At 38.5% G+C, this 15,173-nt stretch carries 18 protein-coding genes; 7 read left to right on the top strand and 11 right to left on the bottom strand.

Going from position 1 to position 15,173, the window contains the following annotated elements:
- Positions 1 to 13: 13 nt before the first annotated feature.
- The 7 genes from LJY09_RS03365 to asnB all read right to left on the bottom strand — a co-directional run bounded on the left by LJY09_RS03365 (position 14) and on the right by asnB (position 9,699).
- Positions 14 to 1,528, bottom strand: coding sequence for an alpha-amylase family glycosyl hydrolase (locus tag LJY09_RS03365; protein ID WP_098113550.1), 1,515 nt, complete (start codon positions 1,526 to 1,528; stop codon positions 14 to 16).
- Between the two features lie 149 nt (positions 1,529 to 1,677).
- Positions 1,678 to 3,078 carry an ammonium transporter gene (locus LJY09_RS03360; protein ID WP_034327384.1) on the bottom strand — a complete coding sequence of 467 codons (1,401 nt, stop codon included), beginning with the start codon at positions 3,076 to 3,078 and terminating at the stop codon, positions 1,678 to 1,680.
- 37 nt (positions 3,079 to 3,115) lie between these two features.
- Positions 3,116 to 3,457, bottom strand: coding sequence for a P-II family nitrogen regulator (locus LJY09_RS03355; RefSeq protein ID WP_098113552.1), 342 nt, complete (start codon positions 3,455 to 3,457; stop codon positions 3,116 to 3,118).
- Between the two features lie 185 nt (positions 3,458 to 3,642).
- Positions 3,643 to 4,491 (bottom strand): phytoene/squalene synthase family protein, encoded by an 849-nt coding sequence (locus tag LJY09_RS03350; RefSeq protein WP_034267741.1) that lies wholly within the window; start codon positions 4,489 to 4,491, stop codon positions 3,643 to 3,645.
- A gap of 59 nt (positions 4,492 to 4,550) precedes the next feature.
- Complete coding sequence (locus LJY09_RS03345; RefSeq protein WP_028412406.1) at positions 4,551 to 6,008, bottom strand: phytoene desaturase family protein; 1,458 nt, start codon at positions 6,006 to 6,008, stop codon at positions 4,551 to 4,553.
- A complete protein-coding gene (locus tag LJY09_RS03340; protein ID WP_034267744.1) occupies positions 6,005 to 7,537 on the bottom strand; it encodes a phytoene desaturase family protein in 1,533 nt (510 codons plus the stop codon). Before LJY09_RS03340 ends, LJY09_RS03345 begins: the two co-directional genes overlap by 4 nt.
- Before the next feature lie 314 nt (positions 7,538 to 7,851).
- Positions 7,852 to 9,699, bottom strand: coding sequence for an asparagine synthase (glutamine-hydrolyzing) (gene asnB / locus LJY09_RS03335; RefSeq protein WP_098113554.1), 1,848 nt, complete (start codon positions 9,697 to 9,699; stop codon positions 7,852 to 7,854).
- A 171-nt stretch (positions 9,700 to 9,870) separates the two neighbouring features.
- On the opposite strand from asnB, the gene LJY09_RS03330 reads away from it, so the two are divergent.
- Positions 9,871 to 10,431: a DUF2777 domain-containing protein gene (locus tag LJY09_RS03330; protein WP_028412409.1), complete on the top strand. Its 561-nt coding sequence runs from the start codon at positions 9,871 to 9,873 to the stop codon at positions 10,429 to 10,431.
- A gap of 85 nt (positions 10,432 to 10,516) precedes the next feature.
- Here the strand turns inward: LJY09_RS03330 and LJY09_RS27570 are convergent, their stop codons facing one another.
- The 3 genes from LJY09_RS27570 to LJY09_RS03320 form a co-directional block, all read right to left on the bottom strand.
- Positions 10,517 to 10,651, bottom strand: coding sequence for a hypothetical protein (locus LJY09_RS27570; RefSeq protein ID WP_255293414.1), 135 nt, complete (start codon positions 10,649 to 10,651; stop codon positions 10,517 to 10,519).
- A gap of 133 nt (positions 10,652 to 10,784) precedes the next feature.
- On the bottom strand, positions 10,785 to 11,132 hold the full coding sequence (locus LJY09_RS03325; protein WP_013055360.1) for a DUF1516 family protein: 348 nt from the start codon (positions 11,130 to 11,132) through the stop codon (positions 10,785 to 10,787).
- A 78-nt stretch (positions 11,133 to 11,210) separates the two neighbouring features.
- The gene (locus LJY09_RS03320; RefSeq protein ID WP_098625742.1) at positions 11,211 to 12,383 is read right to left on the bottom strand and encodes a DUF418 domain-containing protein; all 1,173 of its coding nucleotides are present in this window, start codon (positions 12,381 to 12,383) and stop codon (positions 11,211 to 11,213) included.
- A gap of 198 nt (positions 12,384 to 12,581) precedes the next feature.
- Here LJY09_RS03320 and LJY09_RS03315 point away from each other — a divergent pair, with 198 nt between their 5' ends.
- The 6 genes from LJY09_RS03315 (at position 12,582) to LJY09_RS03290 (ending at position 14,812) form a co-directional block, all read left to right on the top strand.
- On the top strand, positions 12,582 to 12,803 hold the full coding sequence (locus LJY09_RS03315) for a spore germination protein (RefSeq protein ID WP_013055358.1): 222 nt from the start codon (positions 12,582 to 12,584) through the stop codon (positions 12,801 to 12,803).
- A 30-nt stretch (positions 12,804 to 12,833) separates the two neighbouring features.
- Positions 12,834 to 13,109, top strand: a complete 276-nt coding sequence (locus LJY09_RS03310) for a spore germination protein GerPB (protein WP_014461637.1) — start codon at positions 12,834 to 12,836, stop codon at positions 13,107 to 13,109.
- Positions 13,110 to 13,198: 89 nt separating this feature from the next.
- The gene (gene gerPC, locus LJY09_RS03305) at positions 13,199 to 13,915 is read left to right on the top strand and encodes a spore germination protein GerPC (RefSeq protein ID WP_098625741.1); all 717 of its coding nucleotides are present in this window, start codon (positions 13,199 to 13,201) and stop codon (positions 13,913 to 13,915) included.
- Positions 13,912 to 14,088 (top strand): hypothetical protein, encoded by a 177-nt coding sequence (locus tag LJY09_RS03300; protein ID WP_013055355.1) that lies wholly within the window; start codon positions 13,912 to 13,914, stop codon positions 14,086 to 14,088. Before gerPC ends, LJY09_RS03300 begins: the two co-directional genes overlap by 4 nt.
- 12 nt (positions 14,089 to 14,100) lie before the next feature.
- Positions 14,101 to 14,532, top strand: coding sequence for a spore germination protein GerPE (locus LJY09_RS03295; protein ID WP_014461639.1), 432 nt, complete (start codon positions 14,101 to 14,103; stop codon positions 14,530 to 14,532).
- Between the two features lie 61 nt (positions 14,533 to 14,593).
- Entirely contained in the window at positions 14,594 to 14,812 is a 219-nt protein-coding gene (locus tag LJY09_RS03290) for a spore germination protein (protein ID WP_013055353.1), read from the top strand.
- A gap of 46 nt (positions 14,813 to 14,858) precedes the next feature.
- Here LJY09_RS03290 and LJY09_RS03285 read toward each other — a convergent pair whose 3' ends face one another.
- Complete coding sequence (locus LJY09_RS03285; RefSeq protein WP_155010436.1) at positions 14,859 to 15,164, bottom strand: HNH endonuclease; 306 nt, start codon at positions 15,162 to 15,164, stop codon at positions 14,859 to 14,861.
- Positions 15,165 to 15,173: the final 9 nt, after the last annotated feature.

The following is a 15,173-nucleotide window of genomic DNA, read 5'->3' as shown; positions in this document are numbered from 1 at the left end:
TATAGTTTGACAACTACGACGCGCTGTCCTTTTTATGAGATTGAGAAATTTTCTTTTCTTTTCTTCTTTTTGACGATGCTTTGTACAAAAAGATGCCGAATCCCGTATAAACAGCGGCAACCGCTGCGATATATCCAATATTAACCCCTGAATTTTTCACTACTTTATATACATTTGTCGTCTCAGGCTCCAATGAAATGTTGTATACATCGTCAACTGGTCGTATAATTCCTTCCGTTATTAACCCTCTTAATTCATTTTCTTTTCCAACTTTTTTAAGCGGTACATTAATGGCCGACGTTTCCTTTGTATTATTAATCACAACAAACGTCGTTTCGTCCTTATACCTTCTCTTGTATACGGCCACACCTTTTTGCTCAGACACAAGGGTAAAGCTTCCTTTTCGAAGAGAAGGCGATTTTGCTCTAAGTTCAGCCAGTTTTTTTAAATGATCTATAATATCGGGATTAGCTAAAAAATTCATCATGCCATAATTTTCTGCTCCCTTTCCCCCATTCAGCGCAATTTCTGTTCCATAAAAAACGATCGGTACACTCGGCGAAGTATAAAGGTAGGAAAGCCCTTGCTTTGTTCGGGCTCCAGGATGGTTTTCACTCTTTAATGCTTTTGCTGTAAAACGTGTGCTATGAACATCATCTAAAAAATTGGCTAAAGGCAAATTACTTCCTTTTTCCCACTTGTCATACAACATTTTCTGCGGACGATTAGTACCGCTAAACGTAGCAGCAGTGGCTTCGGCTAGCGTTCTATCTACAAGCAAATCCATTCCTAATGAATCAGCCTGCTCACTTTTTTTTAATGAATGCCCGTTTATTTCTCCTATTAATAGAAAGGAAGGATCCATGCTTTTTAACGTCTGAGAAAAAGATGAAATAAATGCAGAAGGAGCTTGATCGATATCTTTAACGTAATATCCGTCAATATCTGTTTGTTTGCTCCACCAGGCAGCATTTTTAATAAGGTATTTCTGCACGGCGCTTTCTTTTAAGTTAAGGTGAGGCAATGCTTTAATTACTTCGTTATCCGTACCGGATTCATTACTTATCCATGTTTGTTTTCCTTTATCTGCTATCCAGGTATGATTGTTACTGATTGTCAAAGGAAATTCGACCATAATTTTTATATTGCGCTCATGTGCTTTCTTCACAAGATTTTGTAAGTCTTTTAACGTTCCAAAATGATCGTCTATTTTATAATGGTCGGTCACCGCATATCCATGATAGCCTGTCTCATCATTTTCCATAAAAGGAGTCAATAAAACAGCGGTAAATCCCATCTCTTGAATATAGTCTAACTTTTGTGCTACTCCCTGTAAATCGCCTCCATAATAGGCATCTGAGCGTTCATAGTTAACATTTCGATCATTCTGTTCACTTCCGTTATAAAAACGGTTAATCATCAATGAGTATATCACCTCATCACGTATATCTTTATGATCTTGCGCTGAGGCGCTGCTTCCAAAAAGCAATAATAGTATAAGTAGCATACTTGTCCTTTTCCATTTCATCTATTCCCCTCCTATAGACGAACTGTTTCAAACTCACTTTTGTTTCCATTATAACGTTAACGCTTACATTATTGTTAAATAAGTTGATAAAAACAAAAAAAGTGATTAAAAGTTTTTACTTTTAATCACTTTTTTCTATCTATATACTGCTATATCGTCTCATTTACGTTCGATATATGAGGTTTATCCGATACTTTACCCACTTTATTTAATCGATCAATCAATCCAACACCAAATTCAGGATGAAGATTGCCGTCTCCTGTCGCTACAAAACTTTCACGAAATTCGTATGCGGATGAACCGTGTTCAGCAAAATCTAAACCAGCAATTTCTTCTTCGCTTGATACTCGAATGGAAGAAAAACGCGTGAGAACAAATAAGAATAACCCAACCGTTCCAATTGTCCAGCCCATCACAGCTATAATTCCAAGAGCTTGAATACCTAATAGCTGTACGCCGCCACCATAAAATAAACCGTTAGCTGTATCAAACAGCCCCACTGCTAACGTCCCCCAAATACCGCAAATTCCATGAACAGTAATAGCGCCAACTGGATCGTCTAACTTCATTTTGCTATCGATAAAATGCACAGCTTCTACTAGAATAATTCCTGCAATCAGCCCAATGACGATCGCGCCCGGGATCGATACGTTTGCTGTTCCAGCTGTAATCCCTACAAGTCCAGCTAAGGCACCGTTTAATGTTAAGCTAGCATCAATACGTTTGTAGCGAAACTTTGTGTATAAAGCAGAAGACAGGACTCCGCATGACCCAGACATTAATGTTGTTGCAATGATTCCCGGGACAAGAGCAGGATCGGCTGCTAATGTACTTCCTCCATTAAATCCAAACCAGCCAAACCAGAGGATAAATACACCTAATGCGCCAAGCGGAATGTTATGCCCTTGAATAGCATTGACTTTTCCATCGCTTCCATACTTTCCAAGACGTGCTCCTAGAAAAGTAACTGCTACAGCCGCACCAAGAGCCCCGGTCAAATGAACAACTGTCGATCCTGCAAAATCTACGAAGCCTAGTTTGGACAACCACCCTCCTCCCCATACCCAGTGACCTACAACTGGATAAATCACAGCTACCATAGCAATCGTGAGCATCATATAGCTGGATAGTTTCATACGTTCCGCTACCGCTCCTGAAATAATCGTAGCGCACGTTGCTGCGAAAACAATTTGGAAGACGAAAAAGCTCATTTGATCGCTTTCTCCATTTAAAAAGAAACCGCTTGAACCGATAAATCCTCCTTTTGAATTTCCAAACATAAGGGCAAAACCAATCACAAAATACAATACGGAAGATACAGCTACCGTTAGCATATTTTTCATTAAGATATTAAGCGAATTTTTCGAACGAGTGAAGCCTGTTTCAACCATCGCAAACCCTGCGTGCATTAAAAACACAAGCACTGCCCCAAACATTACCCACATCATGTCAATTGATGCACTGACTGATTCGACAGTTGGATCAGCTGCATTAACGCGTGTTGCCGCCAACAAACTAATAAACAAAACCGCACTAATTTTCTTTTTCAACGCTTAACTCCCCCTCTATTAAAATAACACTCTCTTTTTATAAAATAGCCTCTACACCTGCTTCTCCTGTTCTAATTCGTACAGCATCCTCTACCGGATAGACAAAAACCTTTCCGTCGCCTATTTGGTTCGTAGAACAAATTGATTGAATGATCTTAATGACTTCATGAACTTGTTCTGCTTCTAAAATCATTTCTACCTTGACTTTAGGTACTAGTTTGATTTCAAAACTTTGTCCCCTGAACAGTCCCTGCTCTCCTTTTTGCTGACCGCAGCCTGCCACTTCTGAGACTGTTAATCCGTTTATTCCTACTTCCTCTAATTTTACGCGCAGTGCTTGAAATTTTTCTGGACGAATGATAGCTTCCACTTTTTTCATTGTAACCCCTCTTTCATGTTAGTTTTATTAACATTTAATGTTATGTATATTATCATATAGGTAATTTTCTGAATATTCAAGTTAATATGTGATAAAAATGAGACTTTTTTCTTATTTACATAATAGTTAACGCTTTCATATCTTTTCAAAAAAAAGTAACGCAAAGGAAAAGTAGCTCCTTTGCGTTACCCCGTAGAAATAGATGTCATAATTTGCTTTTTCACTTGACTTGTGACAAAATGCTTTTCTGTAAATACTTCATAATGTTCTTTTCGAATTTTATCAAGAATTGCTCGGTATAAATGCGCCGCTCCTGTAAGAGGTAAACGAGAAGCCACGGGATATTTATGAATCGACTGAAGCCCTTTTATATAATACATTTCTGCTTCTTTGGCAAGGTGCTCCCACATTTCTATAAATTCAGAAGTGACCCACCGGTTCTCTAATAGCGTGCGCGTATATCCGTAAGAATTCATAAGGTCTTTCGGTAAATAAATGCGCCCTCGCTCTAAGTCTTCCCCCACGTCTCTTAAAATGTTGGTCAGCTGCATCGCAATGCCTAACGCAACTGCTTCTTCTTCTAATTCTTTATGAGTAGTTGGAGCTAAAATCGGTAAAAGCATTAACCCTACCGTACTCGCTACATGATAGGAGTATGTTTTCACTTCATCAAGCGTATCGTATTCTTTTTTTACTAAATCCATTCGCTGACCGGTAATCATATCGTCAAATGCTTGAACATTCATTTCATATTGTTCAAATACATTGCGCAGAGCTACCCACATGGCGCTTTCGTTTAATAGTTCTCCATTTTTAAACCGAGCAAATTCTCCTTCGAATTGCTGCAGCTCTATTTCAGGATTACTTCCTTCATCTACAATATCATCGACTTGACGGCAAAATGCATATACCGCCCATACTGCCTTTCTTTGTTTTGACGGCAGCATGGAAAAAGCTTTGTAAAACGTTTTTGAGTTTTCTTTAATAATTTCTTCACACTGAGTGTACGCTTTGTCTAACGAAATGTTCATCATATAGGACCCCTTTCTCTATTAAAGGATAAACCATCATTTCCTTATGGCTTCACAAGATCTTAAGAGAGCTTTGCAACCGTTTGAATAGACGATTGTTCAATAAGATGATCAGCCAACATTTTTGCTCCTTGCATAACAATTGGCACGCCTCCGCCTGGATGTATAGATGCTCCCACCGCAAAAACATTTTTATATTCGTACGGCTGGTACTGAGGTCTGAATACGCCTGACTGAAACAGCTCAGGAGCAATACCAAAGCTTCCGCCTTCGTAAAGTCCAAATGCTTGAGCATCATTTGGCGTGCGTACTTTTACCCATTCTATTTCTTTACGCAGCTCCCCAAACCCTTTTTCTTCCAAAGTTCGAATGATTCCATCAACAAAATCTTGCTGATTGCTCCAATCAATGTGGCCACCTGATGGAACCGGTACAAGTGCATATAGCACACTTTTTCCTTCGGGAGCTAGGGATGGATCAATAACAGAGGGATTAAATGTATAAATAGCGGGATCTTCAGGAATCGTTTTATGCTTAAACACTGCTTCCATATGTTTAGCCAAATCATTGCCCATAAAGTATTGATGCACATTGTGATGATCATATTTTCTCTTCAAACCAAGATAAAGCAGCAGACAGCTGGACGAAGGCACATACTTCTTTTCTTTTTTTTGAGCAATTTTCGCCATATTAGGAAAGTCGCCATTTAAAATCACTTGATCAAATGGGTGAAGTTTTTCGTCAACAATAACCCCTTCTGTCTTGTCTCCTGATATAGAAAGCTCTTGAACCACCTTATTCAAATGAATGCTTACACCTTGCTCTATCAGCGCCTTTTCAAGAAGTGGCACAAGACTTGCGTATCCCCCTTTTACGTAATAGATGCCATGAGCATGCTCACTGTAAGGAACAAGGGAATAAATAGCTGGTGCCGAATAAGGATTCCCTCCAATATAGAGAGATTGCAGCGAGTAGGCATCTACTAGACGTTCATCATGGAAATACGTTGAAACAAATTTTCTCATTGATTTATTTGCATTCATTTTTTTTAATGCCTTAATGTTTTGCCATGTCCAAAAATCTCGTTTATTTACAAATGTTTTTTCCAAAAATGCATTACTTCCTAGTTCAAATCGCTTTTTTAATTCAGTCATAAAACGCCGGTAGTTTTGCTCTTCGCCTGGAAACAAACGGCTAATCTCCTCTAACTGATCTTTTTCAGTCGCTTTTTTTGTATAGGTCGTACCGTCTGGAAAATGAATATCATAAAGTGGATCACAGCGTATTAGTTCATATTGAGAAGCAGAAATGCCCGCTTCATCTAAAATACGTTCAAGCATTAAAGGCAGCAAGACAATCGTGGGACCTTCATCAATTTTATAACCGTCTTTTTCTACAAACGCCAGCCGGCCGCCCAGCTTGTTTTCTTTTTCGAAAATATCAACAGAAAAACCTCGTTTGCTTAATAACAAAGCGGTAATTAAACCGCCTATTCCGCCTCCAACAATTGCTGTTCTCATAATGCACTCTCCATTTCCTTCATGGTTTTAAACGGCTCATTCAGTAATTGTCCGTCTCTTTTTAAGATGAGCTTTGTCGTAATGCGGGATGATTCCAGAATAGTTGGTAGACCGCTCCCTGGATGAGTTCCTCCTCCAACTAGCCAGCAATTTTCTAATTCTTCAAATTTATTATGCGGACGCAGTACCATCATTTGAGTGAGCTGATGTCCAAGGTTAAATGTCGCTCCTTTATAGACCAGCACGTCTTCTTCCCACTGCTTTGGTGAAATGATTTTTTCAACTTCAATATGACTCTCTAAATCTTTGAAACCCGTTTTCTTTTCTACAATTTTTAATACTGCATCTCGAAAAGCTTTTTGTTTTTCATCCCAGTTTACACCGCTGAAATTATTTGGAACCGGCGCTAAAATATAAAGAGCAGACTTTCCTTCTGGTGCTAAAGTTGGGTCTGTTACACTTGGGTTTTGAATGTAGATGGAAGGGTCTTCTGAAAGAGCTAACGTTTTTGTGATCTCTTCTACATTTTTTTTATAATCTTCAGCGAACACAATCGTGTGATGAGGCAGATCTTTGTACTGTTTGTCTATGCCTAGATAAATCATAAAAGTGGAACAAGAGTATTTTTTCTTTTCAAGTTTTTTAACTGCATATTTTTTAAGCGTACCTTCATCTATTAAATTCGTCATGGCATGAGCAAAATCTCCATTGATAATGACGTCGTCTGCCCCTATTCGCTCTCCATTTTCTAGAATAATTCCTTTTACTCTCTTATTTTCAATCCATAGTTTTTGAACACCTTGGTTTAAGTGGATGTGCCCTTGATGTTCTTCCACTACTTTTGCCATTGCTTGAGATAGCTGATTTACTCCTCCTATCGGATGGAAGATACCGTAGGCATGTTCCATAAACGATAAAATAGAAAAGGCTCCTGGACATTCCCAAGGGGACATTCCCAAGTACTTCGATTGAAAAGTAAAAGCTAATTTCAATTTCTCATCAGTGAAATACTTGCCAAGTACATCATAGAGCGTTTTACCTAAGGATAAATGCGGCAGTGCTCGAATTGCTTCAGGCTTTAAATAGTGATGAAAACGATCCATCTGCCCTTGCAATAAAGGCAGCAAAGCCGCCATCTTTGCTTCGGTGTCTTTCATAAAGCGCTCATAGCCTTCCCCGTTTCCTGGGTATAAACGTTCGATTTCTTCTTTCATCTTTTTATGGTTATCCGTCATCTGAATCTGTGCATCATCAAAGATAAGCTCATACATGAGATTTAGACGTTTTAAGTCCATATAGTCATGCGCATTGCGATTAGCAGCTTGAAATAATTCTTCAAAAATCTGTGGCATGCTCAAAAATGTAGGACCCATATCAAACGTATAACCTGACATTTTAATCGCTGAATTTCGCCCGCCCACGTATCCTTGCTTTTCATATACATCTACTTTATAGCCATGACTTGCTAACAGCATTGCTGCCGCTAGTCCTCCTGGACCTGCTCCAATCACGATTACGTTTTTTTGCATACATACACTCCTAATCTTATACAATAGTTATACAAACATTATACAAAGCTTTATTATTAAACACAACGATAAACTGCTTGTCTTTATTCGAATCATAAAATTACCAATAACTAAACCATGAAAATATGACGTTTGTACCATTTTTCCAGGGTTTCAGTACACTTTCCCTTTATTCGGTGCTTTCAAGCTTTTATTTTATATCTATGTAAAGTTATACAAAAATAGACTGCGGTCTTCTTCTCTACTTAAACGTATAAAAAAGAGAAATGGATGACTGATTTTATAAAAAAACCCTCTGTACTGAGAGGGTCCTGTCATTCAACAATTTGAATATTATTGTGAGTAAACCAGACGTGAATTTGAGCTAGATGAGCTAGCAGCTGAGGCCCTGTCATTAATTGACCAAACCACGGCGCTTTAAATCCTTCTCCGCCTGTATCAATAATATGCTTTAACTGCTGCTTATCAAAAAATTCATAAAGAGGTGACTGTTTATCTTGTAAAAGAGATTGAAGCCATACAGTTACAGCTTTTGTATAAGCTGGGTTATGCGTTTTAGGGTAAGGGCTTTTCTTGCGATAAAGAACGTCATGAGGCAAAATTCCTTCAAGCGCTTTGCGTAAAATCCCCTTCTCTTTATTGCCCGTCATTTTCATCTCCCATGGAATATTCCATGCATATTCCACAAGGCGATGATCTGCAAAAGGTACGCGTACTTCTAAGCTCGCTCCCATGCTCATACGATCTTTACGATCTAATAAAGTTGTCATAAACCAAACCTGATTTAAATAAAACAGCTTTCTCCGCTGCGCATCTTCTAACGATTCACCTTCTAATTCAGGCACTTCCTTTAACGTTTCTTCATATCTTGCACGTACATAATCTTCTAACTGTAATTTCTTTCTCCATGAACTTTGCAGCAAATCAATTCGAGCATCTAATGAGCGCATCCACGGGAAAGTATCCGAAGACAAATCGTGTTTTCGGTGAAACCACGGATATCCTCCAAAAATTTCATCTGCACATTCTCCTGATAAGCTCACGACAAAATCTTGTTTGATTTCACGGCAAAACCAAAGCAACGATGAATCTACATCAGCCATTCCAGGAAGATCTCTCACCTCTACAGCCTCTGTTAAATGCTGCACAAGGTCCTCCGTTGAAATAATGCAGCGATGATGATTTGTTTGAAACGTATCGGACATGAGCTTGATATAAGTTCCATCAGAATTTGGCTGAAACTCATTTGCTTTAAAAAATTTATCATTGTCTTCATAGTCGATAGAATACGTATGAAGGGAGCCCTTGCCGCTTTCTTTGAACGCATTTGCAGCAATTGCTGTAATGGCGCTTGAGTCCACTCCACCTGATAAAAATGTACAAACCGGGACATCCGACACTAGCTGTCTTACAATCGCGTCTTGCACTAAAAATTTAACTTTTTCTGTTGTTTCAGCTAAATTATCTGTATGCTGCTCACTTTTTACGTTCCAGTATCGCCAAATCTTCAACCCGTTACGCGTAAGCGTGAGCGCGTGAGCCGGACGCAATTCATTTATTTCTTTAAATACGCCGTGGCCGGGAGAACGAGAAGGTCCTAAGCCAAACACTTCTGCTAATCCATCTAATCCTACTTCTGCTTTTACCTCAGGATGAGCTAATATCGCCTTTAATTCTGATGCAAATTGAATTCCACCTTCATAAGATCGATAGAATAAGGGCTTCACTCCCATTCTGTCGCGTGCTATAAATAACTTTTCATTGGCTTCATCCCAGATCGAAAAAGCAAAGATACCGTTAAAATGATCTACGCATGATTCTTTCCATTCTATATAAGATGTTAGAAGTACTTCCGTATCTGAATGTCCCTGAAATTGATAACCTCTTTTTAGTAATTCTTTCCGAATATCTTCCGTGTTGTAAAGCTCTCCATTATAGCAAAGCGTGTAGAGCTGTTCATTTTTTTCTCGCGTCATCGGCTGTCTTCCGCCTTGAGGATCTACTACAACTAAGCGTTTGTGCCCAAAAGCAACATGCTGCTGTGTCCATACGTTGGTGTCATCAGGACCTCTTTTCGATAAAGTGTCAGCCATTTTTGTTATTGTTGCTGTTTCATTTAAAAGCGATCGCTTTAAATCGACCCAACCCGTTATACCACACATCGTTTATCATCCTTTCTTTCACGCTCTTGTTTATGAATGAAATAATGCCATTGTATGCACGCAGTAGTTACAGTTGAATTGTCCTTATATTTTATTTTTACTTTTCAGTTATAAAGAGAGCTTTTTTAGGCAATAAAAAAATATGGATAAATTTCACACGGAGGTTTGATTATGAATCATTATTCTAAACAACAAGCTATGAACAATCAGCCGCGTTCCTTCGTGATTGGTACGGTTGAATGTGTTGATTCACAGTGGATTTTCTTTGAAGATGAAAGTGACGAAGCTTCCATGCTTCATGAAGTAATGGATGAGACATTAGAACTTCTTATTGATACACGCTGGGAAAAAGCCATTATGGTTGATGACCGTCAAATAAAGCTTCACGATGGAACGTATTTATTGCGAAATGGAGATAAGCTAAGACTGACTAAAAAGCTACCTTATGCATACGAACAGCTTCTTCAATCACTACCGAAAGAGACCTTTTTATCATTCACTCAGCACTTAAATTCATTAAAATTCTCTCTTTATGATTGTATTTACTGTCACAACACATTATGTTTTTTACCGACAGACGGTGATACAAAAGGTGCTAATTTTATCATTTATGACAATGAGGAAAAAATTTGTGCCGTTCAGCATTTATTCGAACGAGGCACGCAATACCTAGACCGATTTGAATATACCGTTAACGATGGAGAACGTTCAATGAATCTTTTTTTAGATTAAAGTAAAAGAAAAGAGTTTGAGACATAACTTCATCAACCTAATCTAAAAAGAAAAAATTGGATATATGAGTTCGTATTGATTGCTTTTAAACCGCTATTGGTTTCCGTGCAAGGCTTCGCTTTCCGCGGGCGGCCGATGAGCCTCCTCGTCGCTTACGCTCCTGCGGGGTCTCACCTGTGCCACTTTTCCCGCAGGAGTCTTCGCCTTGCCCTCCAATCAACAGCTAGAAGCACCTACACGCATTAAATTTACTTTCACCATGACAACGAAAAAAAACCGAAGTATTAATCAGAATTCTGATTAATACTTCGGTTTTTCTTTGAACTAAAATACTCTTGCCCTATCCTCTTTTCTTATCCTAGTACGACATATCCGTAATAGAATACTAAGATAAGCGCAATTACAAGAACTGCCCAAGCAACGCCTGTACGTTTTCTTTTTTCAGTACGAACAAGGACCATTTCCATTCCCACAAGCACTAACACTCCGGCAATTCCTTTAATGAGCGCTGCGCCTTGAAAATGGTACCAAGCTGCTAACATATGCAGACCTGATACTAATACTAATAAGTATAGAAGTCTCGCTACCATATGTAAGATTTTTTGACCTTTAGCTTTACCTGCTCGATGTAAAATCAACGAAACCACAAACGAGATAATCAATAATGTCCAAAGCGTTACATGAATATGTAGTGGAGCCATTCATCTCACGTCCTTTCTGAAAATATCATATCATGAAAACCTTTCCTTCACCAATAATAAAAGGAAGGAAAAGGATTTTTAGCGACTTCGTCCATAAGTAGCATACCGAATGAGTTTTTCAAGGGGCCCATCTAAAAATAGGCTAATCCATATCCAGCTTCCCAGCAGTTGAATAGAAAGGATAATCGCCGCAATAGACAAACCTTCTACAATTGAAATATGCCCATAGTATCCTAATCCATATGAGTAAAAAAGAAATGTACATACAATAGACTGGACAATATAATTAGTTAAAATCATTCTTCCCAAAAAAGCAAATGGCTGCATGACTTTTTGAATAGATACGCTTCGCATAGCTAATGTAACCAACGTTACAATAAAAATTGCTCCTGCCGTTCCTCCGATTGTATCGTGAATATAGGATGTGGCTACATTGTGATCTAAAGCATAAGGCAATACAGATGATGCTCCGTATACGATGAATGAAATAAGACAAATCCACTTTGTCTCAACTATATATTCTTCTATTTCTTTAAACCATTCGCTTTTTGCTATAAAGCCGCCTAATAAAAACAGCGGAAATAGTGATAAAAACATAAAAGGAACCGTATTTAAATTATAAGCGTAGTACCAATCAAGCAGGCGCTGATGAAAGATTGATGCAAAACTTCCGTGTCCATATACTTGAAGAGCTTTATCAATAATTGGCTGGTAAATTCCTGCCGCTGTCTCTCCTTCATTAGCAAAAGCAGCTACTGTTAAAATAACAGTCATAATTACAGCGTAAATACTAAATATTCCGGTTCCCCACGCTAATAACACTTCTTTCTTTGCTTCTTGAAAAAACAGCATAATCAAAGCAAAAAAGCTGTATATCACAATCATATCACCATGCCAAATAAATAAAGCATGAATGGCTCCAACGATAAGCAAAGCCGCCATTCTTCGTACATAAAAAGGAGTAAAACTTATTTGTCTTTCATATGTACGCTCGAACATTTTCATAAAACCAAACCCAAACAAAATAGCAAGCAGCGCGTATCCTGTCTGCCCTACAACTAGATCAACTAATCCGTTAGCAACATAATTCATTCTTGAACCGTCCAACAAATTATTGTCGTAATACGAAGCAGGCGAATAAAAATTCGGCATGTTTATGAGCAAAATACCGATAAGGGCAATTCCTTTTAATACATCCGCCGCTTCAATACGCTGTTCTTTATCAGCTGCATTCATTTTAAAACGTTTCATTCTTTCACACCTTACATGATTTCATTATTGCCTTCACATTATATCGAACGCAAAAGTTTTTCTTCAATGTTTACTATTTCCATTCCTCTTTTTAATGTTTTACTTCTCCTCTGCATATAGATAAGGAAAAAGCATTAATCACCTTTTTATCTAGGCTTCATATGCTGTTACTAGACTAAATTAAAAGGGTGTTTGCCTATGCCTGCCATTGTTGGTGTTGTTAATCTTAACAGTGTTGGTTCAGCCAGCGTCTTTCATATTGGAGATGTTTATACAATAGCCCCTATTTCCACTGCTAAAACATTTGCTGGCGCAGGTTCGTTTAATACAGGTGACGGATTATATGTTGTGAATCAGCAGAGCTCAACCAATACGTCAGACAATGACGTAAATGACCAAAATGTCGCTGGAAATCTATAATAGAAATGAAGCTCATACAGGGGGATGCTTATGAACTTTTACGTGAATCAAAGTATCTGTATTCAAAGTATGAAGATTAGTGCTGTAAGTAACTCGTCGGTACTTCAAATTGGAAGCGTAGGTGTTATTAAACCGAACTCAAATCTCTTTAATACAGGAGGATTTACAGGCGCTGCACCTACTGAAACAAAAAAAGGAATTCTTGGATCTGTCTCTCCTTCTACCTTTACTCCAGGAACCGGCGCAGGAGCCGCCCCAGCCCCTTTTTCACAGTCGCTAACTCCTCCAGCTCGAGACAACGACTGACATGTTACAGCCTTCAGCGCCATATGTATATATATAACTATTTTCTTTATCAGAAGGTAAGGAAATCGAGGTGATTGAAGGTGGATAACATGGACTATATTCAGCAGGTACATCAGTATGTTCAGCAAATGTCTTCGTATATTCAGCAGCAAGAAGGACGAATTGCTCAGCTTGAAAAAAACGTACAAGAACTTCAGCAGAAAATAAAAGAGTTAGGTGAACAGCCACCTATTAAAATTGATAAAATTGAATATAAATTTGAACAGTTAAAAATTGATTCTTTAGATGGAACACTTAATATTGGATTAAACCCTCTTACACCCGATAATTTAGAAGATATCATTATTAATGAGAAACCAGAAGTAACATTTCCGCAAGGAGCTCAGCCACAAGGGCAGCCGCCTCAAGGTGAGCAGCCGGGACAACCCGGAGGTCCTGGACCGCAAAATCCCAGCTTAAAACCATTGGATCGCCAGCTAGAAAAGCAGTGGGTCTCTGATATTCATGAAACGATTTTAAATGAGCTTAATCAATATGGATTTTCTATGGTTCAACATGTGCTTGATGAGCGCTCGATGATGATTGATGAATCGTACTACGAGTTTATTTTAGAAGATATTAAAAAGCAGCTGCAGCAGCGGATTACTTTTTATATACAGCAAGTTCAACCGGAAGAAATGGAACGAAATTTCGAACAAATCAAACCTCAAATTATCGGTAAACTTTATGAAGATATGAAAAAAGGAATTGACGCATTTTTAACGTATTTACCTGAATCTTTAAAGAAAGGTGGACCCCCTTCATGAACTTTAACGTTGTAAACCGCGAATTGCTTGTTGGAGACGTTAGTATTACAGGCGTATCTTCTTCCTCTCTTTTTTTAATTGGTGATGCAAACTATATCTCTTTATCCTCAACATTTGATACGCCAGCTGAATCTTTGATTATCGGCCCTTATGTCCCACTATCGTTATCATAAAGGAGCTTATGTATGCTTTCACGCACATCTTCTGTTAATTATATAGAAATCAATTCCTTGTCGGCGAGCTCCTTTTGCCAAATTGGAGATTCAACAGAAATTCACTTACTTAATAGAGCTTTAGCTGATCGGAGACAGTATCCGTTTTTCTACGGCAGAGAAGGAAATTTTGATGATTATGCTATCTTTAGTGAGCCTATTCCCCATGGTGACTACGAACCTATTCCCGTTCAAACGTGGAATGAAATACCTTTAATCCGCGTTAACAGAATTGATATAAAAGGGTGCTCATTCTCGTCAGTTATTCATGTTGGCTCGACCTGCAATGTTTATGCAGAAGCCCGCATTAAGCATATTCGTGAACTGATCAACGATGAACCTTCAAAGGAAGCTGAAGCCGGAACATCGAAAAAAGCTGCCTCAGCACCTAGCGGCAGTGAGTGAACCTTTTAAGAAATGGCTCATATACTAAACTAATATCACGAAAAAAAGGGGTGTGAACCTCATGCCAGCAATAATCGGACCCGTTAGTATCACGAGCGTCGGGGGCGGTGTCGTAACGTTTGGAGATACGTTTTATGTTTCTCCAAAAAGCGCTGCTAAAACAGCCTCAGGCTCCGGCTCTTTAAATACAGGTAACTTTGTTAATACAAATAACGGCATTTCAGGAACAAATACGTTAGATCCAGATTTATTCGATCAAAATATAGCGGCAAATGCTTAAAAAAACCCCTTATCTTTGCTACTAAAGCAGATAAGGGGTTTTTTATTCACCTGGATTTTCGGCTGTTTGATTTTTTGGTTTTAGGTAATTTAGAAGAAGGCTGTTTACGAATCCATTTAATAAAAGAGCTAATTTTAGAATCAGCTTGTAATAAAGAAATCGTATTAAGACGAATGGCTAATTCATCATTTGTGTATAACGCATGAATTTGTTTATGACACGGAATACATAAGTTTGCCGTCGGTTCAAACGCTCCGCCCATTTCCTTTGGCGTTAAATGATGTACGGTCGTCAAGACCTCCTGCCTTCCGCATAATTCGCATGTTCCTATTCGCCTGTCTTTTTTCTTCATATAGATTTC

This window comes from Priestia sp. J2 (assembly GCF_020790095.1).
In the GTDB taxonomy this organism is placed as follows: Bacteria; Bacillota; Bacilli; order Bacillales; family Bacillaceae_H; genus Priestia; species Priestia zanthoxyli.
Note: the sequence above shows the minus strand (reverse complement) of the source record. Positions and strands in the feature narration are given on the sequence as shown.